The organism is Paenibacillus roseus (assembly GCF_016424485.1).
GTDB classification, from domain to species: Bacteria; Bacillota; Bacilli; order Paenibacillales; family Paenibacillaceae; genus Paenibacillus_D; species Paenibacillus_D roseus.
This window is the reverse complement of record NZ_JAELUP010000089.1, coordinates 1-22,902: the sequence shown is the minus strand read 5'-3', so window position 1 is coordinate 22,902 and position 22,902 is coordinate 1. Positions and strand designations below refer to the sequence as shown.

At 48.2% G+C, this 22,902-nt stretch carries 21 protein-coding genes; 8 read left to right on the top strand and 13 right to left on the bottom strand.

All coding sequences use genetic code 11. The features are described from left to right. Positions 1-362 precede the first annotated feature (362 nt). The 5 genes from JFN88_RS15685 (at position 363) to JFN88_RS15665 (ending at position 6,588) form a co-directional block, all read left to right on the top strand. On the top strand, positions 363-2,012 hold the full coding sequence (locus JFN88_RS15685; RefSeq protein ID WP_199020207.1) for a glycoside hydrolase family 5 protein: 1,650 nt from the start codon (positions 363-365) through the stop codon (positions 2,010-2,012). A 396-nt stretch (positions 2,013-2,408) separates the two neighbouring features. Beyond that, complete coding sequence (locus JFN88_RS15680; protein WP_199020206.1) at positions 2,409-3,401, top strand: Gfo/Idh/MocA family protein; 993 nt, start codon at positions 2,409-2,411, stop codon at positions 3,399-3,401. 22 nt (positions 3,402-3,423) lie between these two features. Further along, positions 3,424-4,374: a helix-turn-helix domain-containing protein gene (locus JFN88_RS15675; protein WP_199020205.1), complete on the top strand. Its 951-nt coding sequence runs from the start codon at positions 3,424-3,426 to the stop codon at positions 4,372-4,374. Continuing rightward, on the top strand, positions 4,367-5,452 hold the full coding sequence (locus JFN88_RS15670) for a Gfo/Idh/MocA family protein (RefSeq protein WP_199020204.1): 1,086 nt from the start codon (positions 4,367-4,369) through the stop codon (positions 5,450-5,452). Before JFN88_RS15675 ends, JFN88_RS15670 begins: the two co-directional genes overlap by 8 nt. Before the next feature lie 50 nt (positions 5,453-5,502). Continuing rightward, entirely contained in the window at positions 5,503-6,588 is a 1,086-nt protein-coding gene (locus JFN88_RS15665) for a Gfo/Idh/MocA family protein (protein WP_199020203.1), read from the top strand. Between the two features lie 75 nt (positions 6,589-6,663). On the opposite strand, the gene JFN88_RS15660 is transcribed toward JFN88_RS15665, so the two are convergent. The 3 genes from JFN88_RS15660 to JFN88_RS15650 all read right to left on the bottom strand — a co-directional run bounded on the left by JFN88_RS15660 (position 6,664) and on the right by JFN88_RS15650 (position 9,663). Next, a complete protein-coding gene (locus JFN88_RS15660; protein ID WP_199020202.1) occupies positions 6,664-7,443 on the bottom strand; it encodes an ABC transporter ATP-binding protein in 780 nt (259 codons plus the stop codon). Between the two features lie 197 nt (positions 7,444-7,640). Next, a complete protein-coding gene (locus tag JFN88_RS15655) occupies positions 7,641-8,390 on the bottom strand; it encodes a C40 family peptidase (protein WP_199020201.1) in 750 nt (249 codons plus the stop codon). 286 nt (positions 8,391-8,676) lie between these two features. Beyond that, positions 8,677-9,663, bottom strand: coding sequence for an N-acetylglucosamine kinase (locus tag JFN88_RS15650; protein ID WP_199020200.1), 987 nt, complete (start codon positions 9,661-9,663; stop codon positions 8,677-8,679). A gap of 607 nt (positions 9,664-10,270) precedes the next feature. Between JFN88_RS15650 and hflX the strand changes: the two genes are divergently transcribed. Both hflX and JFN88_RS15640 read left to right on the top strand, forming a co-directional pair. Next, entirely contained in the window at positions 10,271-11,548 is a 1,278-nt protein-coding gene (gene hflX, locus JFN88_RS15645) for a GTPase HflX (RefSeq protein ID WP_199020199.1), read from the top strand. A gap of 142 nt (positions 11,549-11,690) precedes the next feature. Further along, on the top strand, positions 11,691-12,926 hold the full coding sequence (locus tag JFN88_RS15640) for an MFS transporter (protein WP_199020198.1): 1,236 nt from the start codon (positions 11,691-11,693) through the stop codon (positions 12,924-12,926). Positions 12,927-13,030: 104 nt separating this feature from the next. Here the strand turns inward: JFN88_RS15640 and JFN88_RS15635 are convergent, their stop codons facing one another. The 6 genes from JFN88_RS15635 to mobA form a co-directional block, all read right to left on the bottom strand. Continuing rightward, the gene (locus tag JFN88_RS15635; protein ID WP_199020197.1) at positions 13,031-13,855 is read right to left on the bottom strand and encodes a uroporphyrinogen-III synthase; all 825 of its coding nucleotides are present in this window, start codon (positions 13,853-13,855) and stop codon (positions 13,031-13,033) included. A gap of 466 nt (positions 13,856-14,321) precedes the next feature. Further along, positions 14,322-14,891 (bottom strand): hypothetical protein, encoded by a 570-nt coding sequence (locus JFN88_RS15630; protein WP_199020196.1) that lies wholly within the window; start codon positions 14,889-14,891, stop codon positions 14,322-14,324. Positions 14,892-14,945: 54 nt separating this feature from the next. Further along, positions 14,946-15,194: a hypothetical protein gene (locus JFN88_RS15625; protein ID WP_199020195.1), complete on the bottom strand. Its 249-nt coding sequence runs from the start codon at positions 15,192-15,194 to the stop codon at positions 14,946-14,948. A 14-nt stretch (positions 15,195-15,208) separates the two neighbouring features. Then, on the bottom strand, positions 15,209-15,724 hold the full coding sequence (locus JFN88_RS15620; RefSeq protein WP_199020194.1) for a hypothetical protein: 516 nt from the start codon (positions 15,722-15,724) through the stop codon (positions 15,209-15,211). Between the two features lie 176 nt (positions 15,725-15,900). After that, positions 15,901-16,419 carry an RNA polymerase sigma factor gene (locus tag JFN88_RS15615; protein ID WP_199020193.1) on the bottom strand — a complete coding sequence of 173 codons (519 nt, stop codon included), beginning with the start codon at positions 16,417-16,419 and terminating at the stop codon, positions 15,901-15,903. A gap of 686 nt (positions 16,420-17,105) precedes the next feature. Continuing rightward, the gene (gene mobA / locus JFN88_RS15610; RefSeq protein ID WP_199020192.1) at positions 17,106-17,693 is read right to left on the bottom strand and encodes a molybdenum cofactor guanylyltransferase; all 588 of its coding nucleotides are present in this window, start codon (positions 17,691-17,693) and stop codon (positions 17,106-17,108) included. 170 nt (positions 17,694-17,863) lie between these two features. On the opposite strand from mobA, the gene JFN88_RS15605 reads away from it, so the two are divergent. Continuing rightward, a complete protein-coding gene (locus JFN88_RS15605) occupies positions 17,864-18,586 on the top strand; it encodes a Crp/Fnr family transcriptional regulator (protein ID WP_199020191.1) in 723 nt (240 codons plus the stop codon). A gap of 128 nt (positions 18,587-18,714) precedes the next feature. Here the strand turns inward: JFN88_RS15605 and JFN88_RS15600 are convergent, their stop codons facing one another. The 4 genes from JFN88_RS15600 to JFN88_RS15585 form a co-directional block, all read right to left on the bottom strand. Beyond that, the gene (locus tag JFN88_RS15600; RefSeq protein ID WP_199020190.1) at positions 18,715-19,257 is read right to left on the bottom strand and encodes a TQO small subunit DoxD; all 543 of its coding nucleotides are present in this window, start codon (positions 19,255-19,257) and stop codon (positions 18,715-18,717) included. A 259-nt stretch (positions 19,258-19,516) separates the two neighbouring features. Next, positions 19,517-20,320: an ABC transporter permease gene (locus JFN88_RS15595; RefSeq protein ID WP_199020189.1), complete on the bottom strand. Its 804-nt coding sequence runs from the start codon at positions 20,318-20,320 to the stop codon at positions 19,517-19,519. Position 20,321: 1 nt separating this feature from the next. After that, positions 20,322-21,131, bottom strand: coding sequence for an ABC transporter permease (locus JFN88_RS15590; protein WP_199020188.1), 810 nt, complete (start codon positions 21,129-21,131; stop codon positions 20,322-20,324). Continuing rightward, positions 21,128-22,159, bottom strand: a complete 1,032-nt coding sequence (locus JFN88_RS15585; protein ID WP_199020187.1) for an ABC transporter ATP-binding protein — start codon at positions 22,157-22,159, stop codon at positions 21,128-21,130. The genes JFN88_RS15590 and JFN88_RS15585 overlap by 4 nt, the downstream gene beginning before the upstream one ends. Positions 22,160-22,902 lie beyond the last annotated feature (743 nt).

Sequence of the window (22,902 nt, the reverse complement as noted above, 5' to 3'; positions counted from 1 at the left end):
ACCCTCCTTGTTTGATCATGTTTTGTTCCTCGTATTGCAGGTTGCCAGGAACTGCTCTTAGTATAAATTTTATAAGCGGTGTAAAATATGAGTCATTTTTTTGATGACGTAGCCGTTTTATCGAATGTCCAAAGCATTCTACAAAATGACGCATTTGTCGAAATTCCATGTATAAAGGAAAAGATTGAAAAAAATAGGAGTAAATCTAAAAAATGATACCTGTTTTTTTTGTTTAAAAACTGTCATGATAAAATCAGCTTCATTTGGAAGCGTTTTCAATTTATATAAAATAAGGAGGTGCTCGCGAGAAACAATCCGCTTCAAGATCAAGAAAATCAAAATGAAAAACAGGAGGTTAAATTATGTTTAAGAAGAGCTTGCTCGTCACTTTCTCTGCTCTGTTGCTCAGCAGCATTTTGGGCTTCATTGGGCCGGCTAAGGTCGAGGCGGCATTTAGCCAAAATGATTTTCTAAAAGCAAACGGCACAGTCATTCGGAATAATTTCGGGAACGGAGATATTGTCAATTTGCGTGGAACAAATCTCGGCGGCTGGCTGCTGCAAGAGAACTGGATGACCCCTGCCGGTGCTGTTGATGAATATACGCTTCGGCGCACATTGGTCAGCCGCTTCGGTGAAGCCGGGGCGCAAAATCTCCTGAACAGCTATCAGGATATCTGGATTCAGGCCAGCGACCTGGACAATATTAAAAATATGGGCATGAACGCTGTACGCGTGCCAATCTACTGGGAAGACTTCATGGATCTCAGCGGCAACATGAAGCCGGATTCCGTCTCCTTCCGCAAACTGGATTGGCTCATCGAACAGAGCGGAAACCGCAACATTTACGTTATTCTTGATATGCACGGCACCCCGGGCGCCCACTGTCCATGGCATTCCTGCGGCCGTGAAAACTCGAATCAGCTCTGGACCAACTCAACATATCAAAACTGGACGATTCAAATCTGGGAGCGCATCGCTACACGCTACAACGGCAATCCGACTGTTGCTGCCTATGACCTGCTCAATGAGCCGCTCGTAACAAACGGCGCCGGAGAAAATGCCGCCCAGGTTCGTCAAAAAATGGACTTCTATGACAGACTATATAAAGCGGTTCGTGCGAAAGACCCGGATCACATCATCATGATCGCTGCTTTCTTTGAGTGGTTCGCCGCTCTTCCACCTTCCACCTACGGCTGGACCAACGTTGTCTATCAGACCCACCACTACAATTTTGCAGACTGGTTTAACTGGAATCTGACCAATTCCGAAATCGAACGCTGGCTTCGCAATATTACGACCTACCAGCGCAACTGGAATGTTCCGGTGTACGCAGGCGAATTCTCCTTTGACCATAATGATCTATATGAAAAATGGCTTTCCGGACTGAATGCTCTGAACGTTTCCTGGACAAACTGGACCTATAAAGTCAAGGGTGGAGGCAACTGGGGTTATTACAATAATAATAACAACCCTTCGCCAAACCTGAATACAGACAGTGCGTCAACTATTATTTCTAAATGGAACCAATTCGTCACTTCCAACTTCAATACCAACACCAGTCTTATTAATCTGGTAAAAAAATATACGCAGCAAGCTCCTACGCCAGCTACCTGGACTGCACTGAAAGCCAATGCGAACCAGAGATACGTCAGCGCCGACAACTATGGAAACAATCCGTTGATCGCTGACCGGACACAAGCATCCGGATGGGAAATGTTCAAAATGATCAACAACCCGGACGGTACCGTCTCCTTCCTCTCGATGGCGAACAACCGTTATGTTCAAGCCAATCCGAATCAGGGCGGTCGACTGATTGCCAATGGGAACACCATTCAGCAATGGGAGAAATTCCAGCTTGAAAATGTGGGCAATGGCCTTGTAGCGCTCAAAGCGCTAGCCAATAACCAATATGTGTGCGTTGATCTCAGCCAGAGTACGCCTGTGCTATATGCGAACCGACCTTCGTATGGCGGACAATGGGAACAATTCACATTGGAGCAATTGCAATAATTCGCTAATTCTCCCCTTACTTTCATAACTTAAGATGTTAGCTTCATCCCCGTTTTTCAAGGGTGCCTGATGCAGTGATTCCCACTTGCACCAGGCACCCTTCTCCACGCTTGCGTACCAATAGGTTATGCGTTTTCTCCCTTCAACTTTTATTCCTACCATTAAGTGGCCTGCCCCACTTTGTACATTTTATGCAATATTTTTTCTTGAAAACAACTTGATCTTTTTCAATCTAAGTCGTAATATTGAATATAATTGTCGTTATTTCATACTTAAAATAAAGGATTAGATATGATAAAGTTATTTCGAAATGTCATAATATTATATATAGGCTCTGTATGACTCCAAAATAAGCTGGCATACAAAACATTGGCCTGTAAGATAGGAGCGATTAAATTGACTTTAAAAATAGGTAAAATCAGCTTTTGGCATGTTCATGCCTGGGATTATACAAAAGAGGCACAGGAGCATCCAGGTTCCGAAATCGTTGCAGTGTGGGATGAAGACCCAAAACGCGGACAAGAAGCTGCAGACAAGCTGAATGTGCCGTTCTATGCTTCGCTTGATGACCTGCTTGCCAGTGACATCGATGCAGTCATTGTCGATGCGCCTACTCGTTTGCACCATGAAGTGATGGTTAAAGCCGCGCGCGCAGGCAAACATATCTTTACTGAAAAAGTTGTTGCTCCTACAGCAAAAGAAGCTGAGGACATTGTTGCGGAAGTGAACAACAGCGGCGTCAAGCTTACGGTATCCCTCCCGCGTTTGAATGATGGATACACACTGGCGATTCGCGAAGTGCTGGATCAGCAGCTTCTGGGCAAGATCACCCAAGTACGCGCTCGCTTGTCGCACAACGGCGCTTTAGAGAACTGGCTGCCTGAGCATTTTTACAGTCTGGAAGATTGTCTGGGAGGCGCGCTGATTGATTTGGGCTGCCACCCGATGTATCTGACTCGCCTGTTCCTGGGAGAAGCCCCGGAATCTCTGACTGCCCAATACGGCTATGTCACTGGCAGACAAGTTGAAGATAATGCAGTAGCTGTGCTGAAAACTCCATCCGGCGCAGTAGGCATCGTAGAAGCTGGATTTGTAAACAGCCACTCGCCGTTTACTGTAGAAATCCAAGGTACTGAAGGCACGCTGCTGTACGGCACGCCGGATGAAAAGCTCTTGTTGCGTACAAACCGCAAAGGTGAAGAGTACGCTAAATCGTGGCATGAGCTTCCAATCCCTGCAAATCGCGAGAGCGCTTATAAACAATGGATTTCACATATCGAGAATGGCACTACTGCTGATGAAAATATTTTCCTGGCGGTTGAACTGTCCAAGCTTATGGAAGCTGCAAACAACTCGAATGTGGAAAAGCGCACGATTTCTTTAGCATAATTACCGCCGGAGGCGCCACACCATGAATAGCTTCCTCTATGAAGTGATGCAGGACCGGATGGAAGTGCTTGATCGGCTCGATTTGCGCATTCAGTGGGGCAATTACGACATTCGCGTCCTCCGTTTCCATCTGGCGACTTTCCTTCCAGGCAAAGTCGTCAGTTATCACAAGCATGAGGAATTCGAATTTCATTATATTCCCCGCGGCATGGGCAAGGTTATCATAGGCGAGCGGGAATTTCCGCTGGAACGCGGAATGCTCTACTTGACCGGTCCGGGAGTCGTTCATTATCAGGAAGCAGACTCTAATGAAGCGATGTATGAGTTGTGTCTTCATGTGGATATTAAAGAACGTACCGAAGGGAATATCGGAATTACCGATCAGTGGGAGATTGCGGAGGCTCATGAATGTGTATCCAAGATTCGTGAGATGCCGCTAGAACCTGCTGAGGATGTGTATCAGGCTATGCCCTGCTTTTTGGAGGCGTTTCAGGCTAGCCTGGATAATTACATCGGTTCCTATACGACCATCAAGCAAGCGGTTATCCAGATTCTGCTGAGGACTGTGCGCGCTTATGATACTGGAAAAGTTCAGCCCAGTCTTCCTTCAAGGGATATGAATGCGATCCGCTACCGCCTGGCAATGAAATATATTCGCGCAAATCATAATCGTCCTCTTACACTGGAAGACGTCGCCGAGAAGCTGAACATCAGTTCTCGGCAATTGCAGCGTATTTTTAAATCCCAGCCGGATCAGCGCTCCTTCAGCATCATTGTAGAAGACGTTCGGCTGGAGGCAGTATGCAGACGTCTTGAGGACAGCGGCCTTTCTGTGGAAAGCATTGCTGCTCTCGAAGGTTTCGCCAGCGGGAATTATCTGCACTCGGTATTTCGCAAGCGGCTTGGCATGACGCCGTCCGAATACCGCAATCAAACTTCATTACGAAACGGAGGGCAACTTCCCAATGAGTAAACAATTGCGGATTGGCATTATTGGCAGCGGCGGCATTGCACGCGCTCACGCTGAAGCATACGGTCAGCTGGATAACCTGGTTATCGCAGCTGTAGCTGATATTATTCCGGGAAAAGCTGCGGAATTCATCGCGCAGACAGGGCTGGCGGAAGCACAAGCCTTTGACGATCACCGCAAACTGCTGGAGCTCGATCTGGATGCTGTCAGCATCTGTACGCCGAATGTCGCACACTATCAGACGACTATTGACGCGCTTCGCGCTGGCAAGCAGGTTATGCTGGAGAAGCCAATGTCTGTTACACTAGATGAAGCTGTTCATATGACGCAAGTCGCCAAAGAAACCGGAGCGATGCTGAACATCGGCTACCAGCCGCGCTATGACCCGAATACAGTGCTTGTTCGTGATCTGGTGCAGTCCGGCCAACTCGGCAAAATCTATTACGTCGAGACCGGCGGTGGCAGACGGCGCGGCATGCCGCAAGGTACTTTCATCCGCAAGGATTTGGCTGGCGCTGGGGCAGTTGTCGATATAGGGACCTACTCACTGGATATGGCGCTTAATGCGCTCGGCTTCCCGAAACCGCTGTCCGTATCGGCCTACTCCTCCAATCATTTCGGAACGAATCCGCTCTATCATCCACAGGCTTCCGCTTTTGAAGTCGAGGATTTCGGGGTCGCGATGATTCGCTTCGAAAATGATATCGTGATGAATTTCAAAATTTCCTGGGCGATGCACATGGATACGCTTGGCGCAACGATGTTCCTGGGCACGGATGCCGGACTGAAGATCACTCCTGCCGGAACAGGACCATGGAGCGGTGTATTCGACGGACGTGTCGGATCGATTACACTGTACCATGATATTCAGAAGCATAATACGCACAGTGAGATTCCGCTTATTGATCATAAGTTGAATCTATTCCATGAGAAGGTCCGTGACTTCGTACAAGCTGTCAGGGAAAATGGACCGGCTCCTATTCCTGGCGAGCAGATTGTCCGCAGCCAGGCGATTTTGGACGGCTTCCTTCGCTCGGCCGAGTTGAAGCGCGAGGTTGAGATTCATATTCCTGAGTTGTAATTTTTTTCGCAAATATACGCAAACCTATAATGAATTTGGAGGAATGACAAATGAGCAAGGTGTATCGCATTGGAATTATCGGCTGTGGCGGAATTGCTAACGGCAAACATTTGCCAAGCCTGAGCAAACAGAAAAACGCTGAACTGGTTGCCTTCTGTGACGTTATCGAAGAGCGTGCACAACAGGCAGCTGAGAAATACGGAACGTCGGAAGCCAAAGTTTACACAGATTTCCAAGAGCTGCTTAAAGACGGTTCCATTGATGTTATTCATGTCTTGACACCAAATGACTCCCATGCGAACATTACAATCGCATCGCTCGAAGCCGGCAAGCATGTTATGTGTGAGAAGCCGATTGCCAAAACAGCAGCTGACGCCAAACGGATGGTTGAAGCGGCTAAGAGAACGGGCAAGAAGCTTACTGTTGGCTACAACAACCGCTTCAGAACAGATAGCCTGCATCTGAAAAGGCTCTGCGAAGAAGGCGAACTGGGTGAAATCTATTTCGCGAAGGCTCATGCAATCCGTCGCCGCGCGGTTCCTACGTGGGGTGTATTCCTTGATGAAGAGAAACAAGGCGGCGGTCCGCTAATTGATATCGGTACGCATGCGCTTGACCTTACGCTTTGGATGATGGACAACTATAAGCCAAAAGTTGTATTGGGCCAAGCTTATCACAAGCTCTCCCAGACGGAAAACGCGGCAAATGCCTGGGGATCGTGGGACCCTGCTAAATTTACTGTAGAAGATTCCGCATTCGCTATGGTTGTTATGGAGAACGGTGCAACGATCATGGTCGAGTCCAGTTGGGCGCTGAATACGCTTGAGGTGGATGAGGCTAAATGTTCACTCTCCGGAACAAAAGCCGGAGCAGACATGAAAGGCGGCCTTCGCCTGAATGGCGAGCGCAACAGCCGTCTGTATACAACTGAAGTTGAGCTGGAATCCGGCGGCGTTGCTTTCTATGACGGCACAAGCGAAGAAGGACCGGATCTGGAGATGAAGCTTTGGCTCAAAGCTATCGATGAGGATACCGATCCGATCGTCACACCGGAGCAAGCTTATGTAGTATCGCGAATTCTGGAAGCGATCTATGAGTCGTCCAACACCGGAAAAGCCGTTTACTTTAACGAATAAGCTGTAACATTAGCAACAGCCCCCGCCGGAATGCCGTGCGGGGGCTGTTTATTGTAAGTACGACTTACCATTGCATTAGAGTACGGACAGCCAGGCTCTTTCCTTTTGCCAGGAAATTTGAACCGGCATTTCGAAAAATTCGCTAAGCACCTTGCTTGCAAGCACCTGTTTGGTCTCCCCCACTGCAAAAATAGTACCCCGGCGGACAAGCAGCGTATGGGTAAAGACCGGGGAAATCTCCTCCGTATGGTGAGTGACGTACAAAAGTGTCGGCGCATCCGCACGGGAAGCTATCTCACTGATGCTTGACAGCAGCGCCTCTCTGGAAATAAAGTCCAACCCGTTGCAGGCCTCATCCAGAATCAGCAACTTCGGAGAAGCCATCAAGGCGCGGGCAATAAGAATTTTCTGCTTCTCCCCCTGGGAGCAGGTCCGGTACAGGCCGCCGATCAGATGTCCGCAGCGGAGATCTCGCATCAACTGATGCGCCTGCTCGATGTCCTCCGCCGCCGGTTTCTCATACAAGCCGATGGAGGCGTATTTGCCGCTTATTACCACGTTGTCTGTCTTGTCATTATAGTTCATCTTCTCCTGCAGCGATGAGCTGACCCAGCCGATTGATTTGCGCAGTTCCCGTAAATCAATGGTTCCGAACGGATGTCCGAGTACAGATACGGAGCCTGTTGACGGCCAGATGTAACCATTAATCATATTCAGGATCGTGGTTTTGCCGGATCCATTCAGGCCGAGAACCGCCCAATGCTGCCCTTTTTCTACCTGCCAGTTCACATCGTGAAGAATCGTCTTCTCTTCTCTCCGCCAGCTAATCTCCTTTAAATCAATGATATTGCTCATTCATCTTGTCTCCCCTTATGTATCGTGTCATCAGTCGTTTAAACCAAAGGTTTGGCTTGTATAAGTAGAATACAACTCCCGGATGCAGACTGACAAGGTGAAGGCAACAACAAGCAGAAAGGAGACCAGATTTAACTGTCCCCTTTCTGCCATTAGAAATTCAAGTGCAATTATTATTTTATTCCTGTCCGAATAATTTAGAAGAATCTATTCAACCAGTTGTTGTTGTTGTTGTAATTGTAGCGGTCATTCCTGTCCGGACGCGATTGATCATTTCCATTTCCATTGCCATTCCGTCCGGAATCAATCTCTCCGGCACCGCCACTGCTGTTACGATCCCTTTGATTAGGGGTGTTATCCTTACCTGAATTTGGTTCGTCAGGCTTGCTGGAACTTTGCTGGTCAACTGCCGAACCGCTATCGCCATCCGTTGACGGAATGCCTTTAATGACACGGCGAGCAGTTACAAAGGTATCGTCCCAAGTGCTTCCGGAAAATTCCGAAATCGTGACGCCAATTCCTTTGCGGTACGTATGAAGCGTTTTATTGTTCCCGATATAAATCCCGACATGATTAATGACACCGTCCCGATCTGTATCGGAGAAAATCAAATCACCCGGCTGAAGCTGGCTCTTTGAGACCTTGACGCCTTCAGTCGATTGCTCTCTAGAAGAACGCGGAAGGTCAATACCGTTTTGTTTAAACACATATTGCGTAAAAGAAGAGCAATCAAATTCATCCGTTCTCCCTGATGGAGCCCCAAATTTGTAATCGACGCCCAGAAACTGTTTTCCGGTAGCTATGACAGCATCCGCCTGTGAAGAGCCTTCCGTGGCCGCGTATGTTGCAGGCAGTGCGCCGATCCCTCCACCAGACAATATCAGTGTCAAGCCAAGCCCTGCCGCCGCCAGCCATTTGCCTGCATAAGGTACACGTTGTGGATTCATTTGCTATCCCCAGCTTTCTGTCAGAATGTGTTGTATCTGTAATCCAATGTACCACAACGGGCATTTCCTAAAATGTACCTCTGATACAAAAAAACCAGTACAGGCGCGGGACTAGTCCTGTTTATGAGAAAAAAATAAATTTTCTCTTCTTGACATTTTGAAAACACGGCAGAGAATCTGCAACACGTGGTACAGCGAACGAATTACTCTCTTGCCTTGCAGCTTCACCGAAGGACCCGTTCCGTCTTAACCATCGTAACGTTTATAATTCGACCTTCATCGTTCATCAGACTCTTGCAAGGCCGTACTGATCTGCCCCTTGCTCGCATTGCAGCAGCACTTCCTCAGGAATACTCCCGGCATACAAGCCGCCAAGTCCGAGCTTCACCGCGCCTACAACCGGCTCATACCAGGCATCTACAATTTGTGCGCGCGGAGCAATCCTGTGAATTTCCGATACAACCGTCTCTCTCAGCAACGGATGCCGTGTCTTGAACAGCCCGCCCGTCAGAACTACATCAAAATCCGTCTCTTGCAGGCCATACTTAGCGATTCCAGCCGTTATGTAGCTGCTGATGTTGCGGGCAAAGCTGCTGACGATCTCATACGCAGCCGGATCGCCCTCATTAGCCAACTCAAAGAGCAAGTAGGTCATATCCTTCGGACTGCGCTTCAGCCGGTCGCGCGGCAAATCATACAACACCTGCACTACCGACTTCAGCTCATAAAATTCAAGCACCTTGCCAGTCAACCGGGTCTGCGGAATGCGGCCGATCTCTGCGTCGAACAGTGCCTGGTGAATCCGCTCGCCAAGCCCGCGCCCACCCTGGTCAAGCCGATCGATATAGCTGCCGTAAACGACCTCAATGCCGCCGCTTCCACGCAGCGCCACATTCAATCCGGTACCTGCACACAGCACGGCCGCATTCGGCTTGTTCGTGCCTGCTCCCAAAGCAATCAGGCAATCATTAACGACCTTGATGCGCGCTTCACCCCACAGATGCTGCAGTTCATTGGAAATCAGCACTTCCTCCTCCGGCCAGTTCACGCCGGCGATCCCTCCTGCAACCGTGCGAATGTCCTCCCACGTCACACCTGCCTGCGCCTGTGCCTGCTGTGACGCCTGGCGTATGGCTTCGAGCGCATGCTCTACCCCGTCATAATAAAAGCATGAACCATAGCTGTTGCCCTGAGACAGCAATTTTCCATCGGAGCCGAACAATACGGCAACCGTCTTGCTCCCGCCCTGATCAATTCCTAAATGCAGGGTCATATCCATTCCCCCTCTGATTGGTTGTATAACGTTACAGACTACCATCAATGTATAATGCTTCCTTCCTCATTGTCAATGATCTTGCGAGAGCGTTTGCTACTCGAATTCGCGGGAATTTTGCAGAATTCGTTCGTATATTTTTTGAGGATGTGGCAGCAATTTGTAAACTCTTGTTTTCCAACCCTTGCCAGGCGAAGCCGAGTATGCTACACTAGGTCTAATTTTGAATGAACGGAGGGTTAAGTGTGATAGATTTTATCCGGATTCGCACTTTGCGCGGTTAATTGAACACGCTCAAGGCTCTGCCTCGTAAGCAGAGGAATCAGGATAGGTCTGCCCATTTCACCCTATACGGAACTGGTCTCGCCAAGCATCGACCCGGCTGTCCCCTTCGTTTGCCTAATTGAAGTCGGACTCCATGCTGCTTTGCTCTGAACTTCTCCGGCATTGGAATATTGGTCAATCCACGGACATGTTGAGTGCCGCCATGCATTTTAGCGCTCTCATATCGTCCCCTGTTTCCTCTTCGCTTACCTTAAGCACAGGCAGCCTGCCTGTGCTTTTATTTGTTTGAACAAATCAGGTACGACGAAAGGAAGATATACAGATGACCGTAGAACAAACCAAAGCGCTGCTCGTTGGCGCACAACTGCCGCAGCATTACAAATTCGATTATTCCATGCAGGAACTGGCCAACCTGGCTGAAGCCTGCAATATGGAGCCGATTGGCGCACTGACACAAAAATCAGCCCGCTTCCACTCCTCCCACTATATCGGCAAGGGGAAGCTCGAGGAACTTAAGACTATGCTTAAAGCCCATGAGCATTCGACCGTCTTGTTCAATGATGAGCTGTCCCCGGCTCAAATCCGCAACCTCGAATCCGAGCTGAATTGTGAAATTATCGACCGAACCATGCTTATTCTGGAAATTTTCGCTCAACGGGCGAAAACGAAAGAGGCCCAGCTCCAGGTCGAGGTCGCACGGCTGCATTACATGCTTCCCCGGCTGGTAGGCAGCCGTGAATCGCTGGGCAGACAAGGCGGCGGATCTGGCCTGAAAAACCGTGGTTCAGGTGAAACCAGGCTGGAGCTGGATCGCCGCCGGATCGAAGACCGGATTGCCGCGCTGGAGAGTGAACTGGAGAAGCTGGTGTCCAGACGCCAGATATTGCGTAAACAGCGCCGTAAAAACGAAGTCCCCGTCGTCAGTCTAGTCGGCTATACGAATGCCGGCAAATCCTCGCTGATGAATGCAATGCTGGAAACTTATAACCCGGATACAGATAAACAGGTATTTGCTCATAATATGCTGTTCGCTACATTGGAGACGAAGTCGCGCAGCATCGAGTTGCCCGGCAACAAATCCTTTGTGCTGACCGATACGGTCGGGTTTGTCAGTCAACTGCCCCATCATCTCGTGAAGGCATTCCGTTCTACATTGGAAGAGGTGGCAGAAGCTGACCTGCTGCTGCAGGTTGTGGATGTATCCAATCCGGATTGGCCTAGCCAAATGGAAGTTACACGGGAGACGCTCCGCGATCTGGGAGCGGATCATGTGCAGGAGCTTACGGTTTACAATAAATCCGATCTGACTGATGAGCCGTACCCGCGGGTAACAGAGAACAGCATTTATTTATCCGCCAGGGAGAAATACGGTATGAATGAGCTATCAGCAGAACTGGCCAAGCGGATATTCCGGGACTTTGTTCACTGCGATATCCTTGTACCCTATGATAAAGGTCAGATCGTGGCCTATTTCAACTCTAATGCGGATGTGCAGGCTACTGCCTATGAGGAGGAAGGAACCAGACTCACCTTATCTTGCCGCGCCGCGGACATCGAACGCTACCGCAAAGATATCCACGTATGGACGGGTACTCTGTAAGGCGATCCGAGCGGATATATGAAATGGAGAAAATTTGAAAAATTCCCTCACACGCTTCCTGACTTCTGTGATATAGTAGCCTAATTAGGACAGCATTCTATTAAATGTAATTATAATTGAGGGAAGTGAAAGAAAACGTACCATGAGTACAAAAAAAGAGTTTATTCAGCAGGGAGCAGGCGCAGCGTCAGCAACTGCATATCCGATCCTGTTTGCAATCAGTATCGTCCATCTGCTGAACGATACAATGCAGTCCACAGTGTCCGCTTTATTTCCCATCCTAAAAGATGAGTTGAACTTAAGTTACGCCCAGATCGGTATGATTGCTCTGGCGATGAATCTGACCTCCTCCGTTCTGCAGCCGCTAGTCGGGCAATTTTCTGACCGCAGGCCAACGCCGATGATTTTGCCGCTTGGAGTCTGCTTTACACTAATCGGGATTCTGATGCTGGCACTCGCACCACAGTATGGCCTCATCCTGACGGCAGTCACCGCAATCGGGATTGGCTCAGCGATCTTCCATCCCGAATCGTCGCGCGTGGCTTATCTGGCAGCCGGTCCCCGCAGAGGACTTGCCCAATCCATCTTTCAGGTGGGAGGCAATATCGGAAGCTCGCTCGGGCCGATCATGACCGCTGTATTGTTTGTCAAAATCGGCCAGTTCGGCGTCATCTGGTTCAGCCTGGCGGCCTTGGCAGCAATAGGGATTCAAATTTATGTTGCGCGCTGGTACAAAGGACAGCAGCTTGCTCCAAGACCGGTACGGAAGGCGCACGCTGCATCAGAACCGGGTTACGCCAGTGTTTTGAACCGCAGCCAAGTCTCATGGGCCGTTGCCATTCTCGTCCTCTTGGTCATTTCCAAGAATGTCTATACCGCCAGTATGATCAGCTATTACACGTTCTATCTGATACATGACTACGGTCTGTCAGTCAGCGAATCGCAGTGGTTTTTGTTTGCGTTCCTCGGCGCGGCGGCAATCGGAACATTCCTTGGCGGCCCGTTGGCCGACCGCTTCGGGCGGCGCAATATTATCTGGTTCTCGATTTTGGGAACAGCGCCGTTCTCAATCATTTTGCCGTTCACCAATCTGTTCTGGTCGGCGGTTATGGCTATACTGGCAGGCTTTATCCTGTCTTCCGCCTTCTCGATTATTGTCGTTTACGCGCAGGAGCTGCTGCCGGGCAAAATCGGAATGATTTCCGGCCTGTTCTTCGGGCTAGCCTTCGGTGTCGGCGGCCTCGGCTCCGCCGTGCTCGGTACGGTCGCGGATGCCACAAGCATCGCTTTCGTCATGAAGCTTTGCTCTTACCTGCCGCTTCTCGGTCTGCTTGCCGTATGGCTGCCCAAAGATGCGCAGGTCCGCGGATACGCCTAATTGCTGTTCAAGCATGAAAAAATCGCCTGCGCTCCATTTTGTAAGGGGCCGCAGGCGATTTTCTTTTAGCATTTTTATTTCTGCATACGGGGGCATTCCCTCTCTCATTGTCCCTCTTCCGCTTGCTGCTGATAATAGCGGGCGACTTCCACCAGCATCGCACCCATTCGTTCCAGTTCAGGCGCAACCAGCCGCTCCACCCCGGCTTCCCTTAATGCATCAGCTGTTACCCTGCCGACAGCCGCTGCCAACACACGGGTATTGAAGCTGTCAGTGAGCCGATCGGCATACCCGTGTTGCCGGGCAAATTCATATAAATACCTGACCTGCACAGCCGTTGTAAAGCAAACCGCGTCGATCGCCCCTTCCGCAACTTCCTTGCAGAGCTGCAGCGACACCTCGGAATCCGGTGGAATATGCTTGTACGCCAGTATGCTGCGGACCGAAGCACCCTGCTCTTCCAGAAAATGCACCAGCTCCGGCATTAGCTCGCCATGCAATTGAAGCATGACATTCGAGCCTTCAAAACGATTCGGCTCCAATGCCCGGATCAACCCCTGGACAGTGCCATCGTCATCTGTAACTTCCGGGACGACTCCCAGCCCTTTAAGCATGGCAAACGTTTTGTAGCCTCTTGCGGCTACCCTGGATTGCTTGATTCGCTCCACAATGCGGTCCCGGAAGCCGTGCTGCTCCGCCAGATTCAGTATGGCCTCCAGACCTGTTCCTGTTGTGAACACCATCCAGTCTGCTCCGCTGTCCAGCAACAGGCGAAGATCATGCTCCACCTCGCTCTCCGCCAGTTGAAGCAGCCCTTGCTGTGAACGGACGACCGTTTCTCCGCCCTGCTTTTCGATCATGACGCCAAGCTCGTTTAATTTTCTCGAACCTGCGAGCACAATCCGTTTTCCCTCCAAGCCTCTTGCCATCTATTTAACCCCTTCGTCTCCTATTACCCCTTGTCGGCTGCAGAGCCCCAAACACCAAGCGGCGCTTTTGGAGACACAGCGTGTCCGCCATCGGGTCTTGTCACCATCTTAAACGTTATTCCAGATTTCGTAAATGGCTAATGATGAATTGCTGCAACGCTGCAAGCAGAAGAAACCGGAAGCCGCCGCGGACCTCCGGTTTTCCCCTCTGGCAAGACTAATCCGAACGGACAGCAAGCCCGATGATCATTACAATCAGCACAAGCAGTTGAATGAGCAGTTCTGTACTCATTGCATTCCCTCCCTGCCAGTTGTAATGCTCCTTCGTACCGCTTCTCCTCTCCCGCTGCGAAATTGGTCTCCCGATATATAGCTATGATGCTGGACAAAGAATTATGACCTGTCCAGCTCCGATCCGGCCCCTACAACCGGGGTTAAAAAGGGCTGCCGAATCACGCTTCAGTCTCTAAGAATTCGAGTAAATGCTATAGTTCTCTACCTGATCTTCCTGGTTAAATCGAATGGCCAAATAATATTGCCTGTCATCCTTTGTTACTGTTCCTGCTCCAAGATGGTAGACAAACAAGGATGAATCGGCAGCTTCCAGCGACGTCCCCGGCTGATCGGGAAGCCCCAGCAGTTGAATAACGCCATCTTTGGAGCGTCCCTCCAGACCATACTTATTCAGCATATGGTCGACTATATCCATGCGCAATTGCGGGGAGCCGACCCACTTATTGTAGTCGAATTTGGTATGATTGAGATTGTACCCCATTAAAGATATGGAAATCAGGCAAAATACAATTCCCATTACAACAAAGATGCTCATGTATGCTTTTGCCGTTTTCTTCAGCCATTTGGAGTAGACAGCTATAGCCAGAGCAATTATCAACGGAAGTGGAAGAATGGCGAGCAGAACATTGCCTGCCGTATATTGAAGCTTGAAAAATGAGATTCGGGATATCAAAACCGCATAGTAGATTATAAAAGGTAGAAAGCAAATTCGAATGAGCATGAATTTGTAACGCAGCTTCAAGATAAATGAACCTCCTGTTCGTATGAGAATCGCCCGGAATGCTGACTCGTTCTTCTATGAAGGCATGCCGATGGACATATACTTGACGACGCCTTCTTCAAAATAAAGGTAGAATGCTGCATAATCTCCGGATTTATAGCCCCAACCTGTCTTTGTCTTCAAATTCGGCTTGCCCAGCTTCTCAAGCACCTCTGCTTCAAGAGACCCAACACCAATGCCGTCCACCGTTTTATAGTCGCTGCTGGCAAACACGAATTGAGAATTGAGAACAATCAGGTTATCGGCCCCGCCGTATTCTCCCATTGTGGCGATCTTTTCTACCATACTGTCATAATAAAGATAAAGCTGTACGTTACTGAAAACAGCAGGCCGCTTTTGCCACGCGTAAAAATCGCTGCCATCCACCAGCAAACGCCGAAAATCATACATGAAGCTTTCGTCGATTTGGCGCTGTCATCGGCTGAATATTCCACGCGCGCCTGCTCCAGCAAGCGATCCAGTTCAGCTAATCTGGAGTCCGGCTCCAGCAGTCCTTTGAGGAGCAACAACATTTTGTCATTGGCATAATATTGCCCGCTGTCCAAATCAAACGTATTTTGCACCGGGTTGTAACGGAAACCATATTCCTTCCCATCTTGCATGTACAGCGCCAAGGTCACCATATATCCCTTATCATCTGGTTTCAAGGCCCTTGCCTTGTCAAGGTCCGTCCAGGCAAGCGCTTGGGTCACGACATACTGACGCTCCTTGGGAATTTCAATCTTTTCTCCGGTCCGTTCATTATAAATGAATATATCGGAGACGTCATCAATAGGCCATACATCCTTCAGCACCCCGGATGCCGCTTTGATTTTAATCGGGAACAGCTTCTCCGGTTCCTTGGGTTCTTCTTCGGTCTAATTTGGAGGATCAATAGATTCTGGAGGGACCTGCCGCACCGTGATCTCCTTCCAGTAGCCTGTTGCCTATTCTCCGATCTTGCCTTGATAGGCCGCAATTCCTGCAATGATCATAAAGGCTGCGGCTGCAACCATAATCCGCCTGGTCCGACGGGTCCGCTGCTTGTGGATGATACCCCAAGCACACTGGCTATTTCCTTCATGGACAGCTCATATTTGGCATGTAAAATCAGCGCTTCTCTCAGCTTTAACGGCAACTCCAGCACAACGCGCCAAATCTCCTCGGCAACCGACTGTTCCAGCACTTCTTTTTCAGCCGATGCGTTAACCCCCTGGGTTGAAATCCAGCTTGTCAAAGTCACCTTCCGCATAAAAGCGGTCCGCAAATAATTAATGGCAATATTCCGTGTAATGGACAACAGCCAGGTTTTCATACTGGATGCTCCACGGAACAGATGAATGGATTGATACACTTTAATAAAAACATCCTGCGTAATGTCATCCGCCAAATGATGGCGCTTCGTCAACAGGAAAGCCAGATTCCATATGTCCTGACCGTAAGCAGACATAAGATGCTGTAGACCATCTGTATCCATCTGCTCGACATATTTCCAGTCTGAATCATCCAAATATCCTCACCTCCATCTATTAGACAATACAAGAGAGGAACTGGTTCCGTGTTCAGCAAAAATTTTTCGGCTCAAAACGTAAACGGGCGCTTGACTTCATTTTCCGGGTTCCTCCAGACTTCGCCACGCTACTTTCGTTTCTTTCGTTTCTTTCGTTTCTTTCGTTTCTTTCGTTCCACGTATATAGCAGAAACAGCCGGAAGAAAATCTCCTCTTTACAAGGAAACTTTTCATCCGACTGCTTGATTTTCATTGTATGCGCGCAGCGTGTCTGCCGGTTAAAGGGATGCGGCAGCCGCTGCGCTTATAGGGTGTATATTCTAATGTCTCCAACCGGGAGGTATAGCCCGGGGGAACCCGGAGACGAATTAGCCGATTCGAGTATCCGTTCATGCCATGGAATCAGCTCTCTCATATCTTGGAGTGGAAGGCTCCATCATCTTGTCTGTTGTTCGTGCAGGTAAAGCCTTATCTTCTCGATGCTGCTGAGACTGTGGCTTAACGTATTACCTTCATACTTCATGCAATTGAGCATACAGCTCTGAGTATTAATTTCCCCCTTTGCATTGGGAACGCGGCTTGGTTAGCCCGAATGTATTCCCTTGAATACTTCTATTATAACTGTTTATCTGAATATGTGCTGTGATTTTTGTCACACGGCCAGAACTCGTGAATGATTTCTATGATCAAGATGGCCGCGTCATCTCATTCGGATGGCTGAGCCTATACAAAAAGCCGGGATCAATGCCGTGTTCCAAAAATTCAAAAGCCGGAACCGGCTTATATTGTATAAAGGACAAAAACACCAGAGGAGATGTCAGACCATGGTTCAGAAGCTCTGACGCTACCTTCGCACAGCGCTTGTCATAAATACCGAACCAAGGCTGCAATCGGTTATTAAGCACCGGTACAACTGCATCATAGCCTTCCAGCTTATGAGTCATATACTCCGCTGCCTTGCTGTTCAAAAGCGGCAAATCACAGGCAACAGCCCAGATAACCGGATGAGTCGACAGGTGGAGCGCAGCATGCAACCCTCCGAGCGGACCGTTCCCTGCAGCGAAATCGGTAATAAGCCGAACATTGGGGTCAAGCACATCCAAAAATGGCTTCGGGGAATCGGTGACTACAATTCGTTCTTTGCAAAACTGACGCATGGATGAAAGCTGGCGCTCCAACATCATCTCCCCATTGTAGAACCAAAAAGCATGACTTGGTTTCCCCGCTGTCCTGGAAGCTCGGCTTCCCGCCAAAATGACTCCTGTTACATCCATCCTTTTCTCCTCCCTCCCTGATTTTAGCTTTAATTAAACCACCCAGAAAACATTTTGGCTGTGAGATATCTCACGTTTCTGGCATTCCGTCACCACGGTGTGATATTTATCACACTCAAAAACAATATTTTCCGTATATAATAAGATTATCAGTATTGGAGGGGATCCACATGACCGCATATGAATCACAAGTTCAGGATACGGGAATACGGAATACGTCTTGCTTTTCGTCGGAAAGTCTGGTAAAGCTGACAGAAATCATGTATGACAAAAAATGGCCTGCCAATACCTCCCTCTATGAAGAAGGAGATCACGCGGATAAACTATACTATTTGAAGTCAGGCAGTGTGAAAATAACGAAAACCTCGCCGGATGGCAAGCAGATTATTATGTGCATCCATCAGGAGGGAGATTTGTTCGGGCAAGTCGATCCGTTTCAGCAATCAACGCACGCGTTCCGCGCGGATACGTTGGAGGATACGGTAATCGGAGTCATCCAGCAGCGTGACCTGGAAATTTTGCTCTGGCGGCATGGAGAGCTGGCAGTGGAATTTATGAAATGGATGGGGCTCATGCACCGGGTTACGCAAACGAAGTTCAGGGATCTTATGATGTTCGGCAAGCCGGGCGCCCTCTGCTCTACGCTGATTCGTCTGTCCAACTCGTATGGTGTGCAGCGGAATGATGGCATTTACATTTCCAGCAAGCAGACCCACACCGATTTGGCCGAAATGATCGGAGCGACACGGGAAAGTGTCAACCGGATGCTTAACGATCTCAAGGCGCGCGGCGTGCTGTCTTACGACCAGCAACATCTGGTCATCCATGATATCAATTATTTGCGGGATATTTGTCACTGCGAGAACTGTCCCAAAGATATTTGCAGAATGTAACCGAAGCCACAGGCTTGATCAGAAATCCCCTTTAGTTGTCCTCTCTGCAGGAACTAAAGGGGATTTCTTCAGGATTGACTGGCAGTCTCACGACTGCCAGCCGTTTACACTTGTCGATTTCCACTAACTCAGGCTGGTCGATTTGGATGGTCGCTGCTGACCGGTGTATTGCCTTTTCTCAATCTGGCAATCGTCTTATTGACAAACGGACGGATGTAATAATCAATACCGAAGCGTCCGGCATTCGCGCCACCCAAGATAATCAGGAAGCCAAACAGTATCAGCCACGGATTCGTCGATACCGTACCGGCAAACATGAACATGAAGTTCATGAGCAGTCCGAAGAATGTTGCCGTCAGCGTCAGCCACCCAAGAATAAGGCCCAGACCGACCAGGAATTCGCCCAGCGGAATCATAAAATTAATCAGCTTCACATTCGGCAAGGCAAAGTGCTCTATAAAGGCTGTAAAGGTCGGATAAAGTACTGCACCTGTTCCCTTTTCCGCCACCGGGCTAGTTATCGCCTGGTTCAAAAACCCTGTCGCGTCAAACGGTTTAACCGCCGCAAGCTTATGCCACCCCGCCACTAACCATTGCCACCCCAGATAAATCCTCAGTAAGGCAAGCAGAGCCGAAGCCCCCGTATGCTCAGTCCACCATTTTCTAATCATGTTGACATCTCCCCTCACTACTTAATCTTTGATGTGATCTTTGCTACATCTACAGTATGACTTATTTCATTAATGTTGTATGTGAAAAAAATCACAATTGAGACCTATTTTCGACCTTGTTTCTTAAAATTCGCCAATAAATGATACGACATAGCTTCACTCTAGGCAGCAATTATTTAGAAATATCGCTTGTAAGAGAACACAGCAAAAACCCACCGCGCAAGATGGACTCTAGCGGTGGGGCTTGACCATTTATTAGCTAACTCCCTGTTCCTTGGTAACGATTAATGCCCGTCATATACACCTTGTACGCGATCATAAACAGGATCAGCCCAACAACTGGCGTTGCATAAGGCAGCCAGCCGGCAAACAAAGCGCCGTCTTGCTTGTCTAATATGATTTGGGCCGGGTAAAAGTTTACAAAGCCGTACGGAATAACGAATGTCAGTAAAATCCGGATGAACTTGCTGTAAATCGAGATCGGGTAATCGACAAAGCCGCGCATGCCGAACAAGACAATATTCATGATGGATCGGGAACGCACGAGCCAGAAGCACATTGAGCCAGTCATCACAATAAAGGAAGCTTGAACGAGTACAGCCCCTAGCAAAACAAAGATCAGCTTGGCGTAGGCGATCATATCGGGACTCAAGCCCAGCTTTTGAAAGCAAAAAGCGAGCATTATGATGGCAATGACAATATCGCCCAAGTAAAAATGGCCGAAACTTTTAATAATCATATGAATAAACGGGTTGATCGGCTTCACTAAAAAGCCGTCAAAGTTCCCCTGGTGCACCATGTTTTCTACATCATCCATCTGAAAAAAGAAAAAGGCGCCCGCAATTCCAAACGTAATGAGATTTAATGTGTAAATGAGCATCACTTCGTACATATTCCAGCCGTTGATCGTCTCAAAACGGCTCATAAGCGCCCAAATAACCATATAGCTGACGACATGTGAAATGGCAAAGCCGATAAAGTCCATGTAAAAGCCAAAACCATACTCCGTTTTGCTTTTAAAATAAACAGGGATAAAGCGCATATAAAGCTTCAAATATCTCATGTTAACCTCCCTGCAGCACAAGACGTTTTACAGCTTTCGTCCACATCCATTTTTGCAGCAGCAGCAATCCGACAATCCAGGCCAGTTGCTGGGCAAACAGCAGCAGCAGCTCTTCCACGCTTGAGATTTTGCCCAGATAAACGGAGATCGGCTCATAGTAGATGAGGCGGAACGGTAAAAAGTACGAGATTTGGATTAACGAATCGGAGAAAAACCAAATCGGAATAAATGCGCCGGAAAATAATCGGATCAGGCCGTTTAATAACATGTTAACCTGCCAGATTAAAATGTACCAAAAAGCGATCAACCCAATTGTATATGTAATCACGAAGTTCAGGAACAAGCCGCCTAGAACGAGCAATAAAAAGGCGATTCCGTGAGCAAAGGAAGGGAGCTGAACATGGAAAAATAAGATACTGATGACGATAAGAGGTACTAATTCAAATAGAATGCGGTATAAATTGCTGCCAAGCATTTGGCAAAAAACAACGGACCGAAAACTCATCGGCTTTATTAGATCCATGGCGATCTCGCCCGAGGACACTTTGGAGCTGACACGGAAGATGACATCATTAGTCGCAAAGACCGAGATGACAGAGCTGATCAAAACGTAGGTAATCATTTCATGCAGAGAGATTGCTCCTGCTTGTGAATTCAAGGCATCCTTGCCGTCAAATAAAGCGTGCCAAATATAAATTTGAATAAAGATTCTAAACACCTGCGACAGCAGAAACAAAAGAACTTCCGCCCTAAACGCGAGCAGAGAGCGGAATGAGTTCATCGTCATTTCACGGTAGAGAACCAGCTTCATACCAAGCTCACTTCCTGCTCCTGCCGCTTGCTTTTAACCTGTTCGAACTGACCGTACAGATTGCGGATAATGGCTTCAATTTCCGTTTCCTTTACTTTAAAATCTGTTACCGTATAACGCTCCATCAGCCATTTCATAATGGCAGACGAATTGATTTCGTTTTTGTCATACGTAAGCAGCGTCTTGTTATCCTCGCCGGCATTGACGGAAACCCCCATATGAACAAGCGACTGCTCGGTTATAAACGGCTCGGTCGTTTCTAGCTCCATCGACTCCATGTTGCCGAAATCATGCTTCAGTGTGCTTAAATTGCCGTCATACATCAGCTTGCCTTGATCGACAACCATAACCCGGCTGCACAGCTTTTCAATATCGGACATATCATGCGTCGTCAGAATGACGGTCGTCCCTCTCTGGCGATTAATTTCTTTAATAAACTCCCGAATTCTTTCCTTAACCACAACGTCCAGGCCAATCGTCGGCTCATCCAGATACAGAATGTCCGGATCATGCAGCAGTGCTGCGCATAAGTCCGCGCGCATCCGCTGCCCCAGACTGAGCGAGCGAACGGCAACCGTTTTGAATTCGTCCAGACCAAGCACTTGATCGAACAGCTTCATATTTTGATGGAAGCGGTCCTCCGGGATGTCGTACATATATCTGGTAAGCCGAAGTGATTCGATAACGGGCGTATCCCACCAGAGCTGGCTTTTCTGACCGAACACCGCGCCGATTTTGCGGGCATTTTCAATCCGGTTTTGATAAGGGACGAGACCGTTGACAAGCACTTGACCGGATGTTGGCACCAGAATGCCTACCATCATTTTAATCGTGGTGGACTTGCCTGCACCGTTTGGACCGATATAACCGACAATTTCTCCACGGTCAATTTGGAAGGAGATGTTCTCGACAGCGGTCTTCATCTCGTATTCACGATAGACCAGACTTTTCATAAGCTGCCAAAAGCCATCTTTCCGTTTTTGCCTTTTAAACTCTTTATACAGATTGTCTACCTGAATCAAGGTCATGTTGGCTCCCCTCCCCCGGTCGCTTTAATAGTATCCTAAATATTCATCTACTATAAATGAATGGGAGAAACGAAACAAGTATGTATTTCTATCTTCTGTAGGACATTTTTATACAGTTAAATTGGCTCAAAACCCAAATTAGTGGTTGCCCTCTAGAAGGAGGGGACGCTGCGCGGCAGAGGATTCTTCCGATCGCTGTTAAAGTCCGATTCCTTTATTGTAACGGAGGTTTACAGGGGGAATCGGGCTTTAAATACGAGCACTACCGTTTCTCCAGAATTCCTCTGCCCCTTCGCTGCTAGCCCCTCTATAGTAATCACTAATTTTTAGGTTTATCTATTAAATTAAGGATTAATTTATAAATTGTAAGTATCAGAAAACAAAAACATCGCATGGTCTTTGAGTACCTTTCATGCTACCAAATCCATACCTAAAAAAATTTTTTGACACCCATTAAATCGATTTTGTAAATCACAATTAAATATGAATGTTTCCTTTGTAGAACTACATCCTGCAAAAGAATCGGGTTTAACAGCAAATGGAGGAGTCCTCTGCCATGCAGCGTTTCTCCTCCCTCCAAGTCAAGCACTCATTTTATTTTTGAGCTTAAATTAAATATATCAAAATAGATACTATTTCGAAAAAATAAATATACAAATGATTGATAATATAGAAAAAAAAGAGGAGGTTAGAAAAATTAATAAAGTTGACTTTTCTTTACTGATAAACAGTTTAATTGTATT

Coding starts and splice junctions, on each gene's coding strand:
- JFN88_RS15685 (WP_199020207.1), top strand. CDS start 363: ATGTTTAAGAAGAGCTTGCTCGTCACTTTCTCTGCTCTGTTGCTCAGC.
- JFN88_RS15675 (WP_199020205.1), top strand. CDS start 3,424: ATGAATAGCTTCCTCTATGAAGTGATGCAGGACCGGATGGAAGTGCTT.
- JFN88_RS15670 (WP_199020204.1), top strand. CDS start 4,367: ATGAGTAAACAATTGCGGATTGGCATTATTGGCAGCGGCGGCATTGCA.
- JFN88_RS15665 (WP_199020203.1), top strand. CDS start 5,503: ATGAGCAAGGTGTATCGCATTGGAATTATCGGCTGTGGCGGAATTGCT.
- JFN88_RS15660 (WP_199020202.1), bottom strand. CDS start 7,443: ATGAGCAATATCATTGATTTAAAGGAGATTAGCTGGCGGAGAGAAGAG.
- JFN88_RS15655 (WP_199020201.1), bottom strand. CDS start 8,390: ATGAATCCACAACGTGTACCTTATGCAGGCAAATGGCTGGCGGCGGCA.
- JFN88_RS15650 (WP_199020200.1), bottom strand. CDS start 9,663: ATGACCCTGCATTTAGGAATTGATCAGGGCGGGAGCAAGACGGTTGCC.
- hflX (WP_199020199.1), top strand. CDS start 10,271: ATGACCGTAGAACAAACCAAAGCGCTGCTCGTTGGCGCACAACTGCCG.
- JFN88_RS15640 (WP_199020198.1), top strand. CDS start 11,691: ATGAGTACAAAAAAAGAGTTTATTCAGCAGGGAGCAGGCGCAGCGTCA.
- JFN88_RS15635 (WP_199020197.1), bottom strand. CDS start 13,855: ATGGCAAGAGGCTTGGAGGGAAAACGGATTGTGCTCGCAGGTTCGAGA.
- JFN88_RS15625 (WP_199020195.1), bottom strand. CDS start 15,194: ATGGGAGAATACGGCGGGGCCGATAACCTGATTGTTCTCAATTCTCAA.
- mobA (WP_199020192.1), bottom strand. CDS start 17,693: ATGGATGTAACAGGAGTCATTTTGGCGGGAAGCCGAGCTTCCAGGACA.
- JFN88_RS15605 (WP_199020191.1), top strand. CDS start 17,864: ATGACCGCATATGAATCACAAGTTCAGGATACGGGAATACGGAATACG.
- JFN88_RS15600 (WP_199020190.1), bottom strand. CDS start 19,257: ATGATTAGAAAATGGTGGACTGAGCATACGGGGGCTTCGGCTCTGCTT.
- JFN88_RS15595 (WP_199020189.1), bottom strand. CDS start 20,320: ATGAGATATTTGAAGCTTTATATGCGCTTTATCCCTGTTTATTTTAAA.
- JFN88_RS15590 (WP_199020188.1), bottom strand. CDS start 21,131: ATGAAGCTGGTTCTCTACCGTGAAATGACGATGAACTCATTCCGCTCT.
- JFN88_RS15585 (WP_199020187.1), bottom strand. CDS start 22,159: ATGACCTTGATTCAGGTAGACAATCTGTATAAAGAGTTTAAAAGGCAA.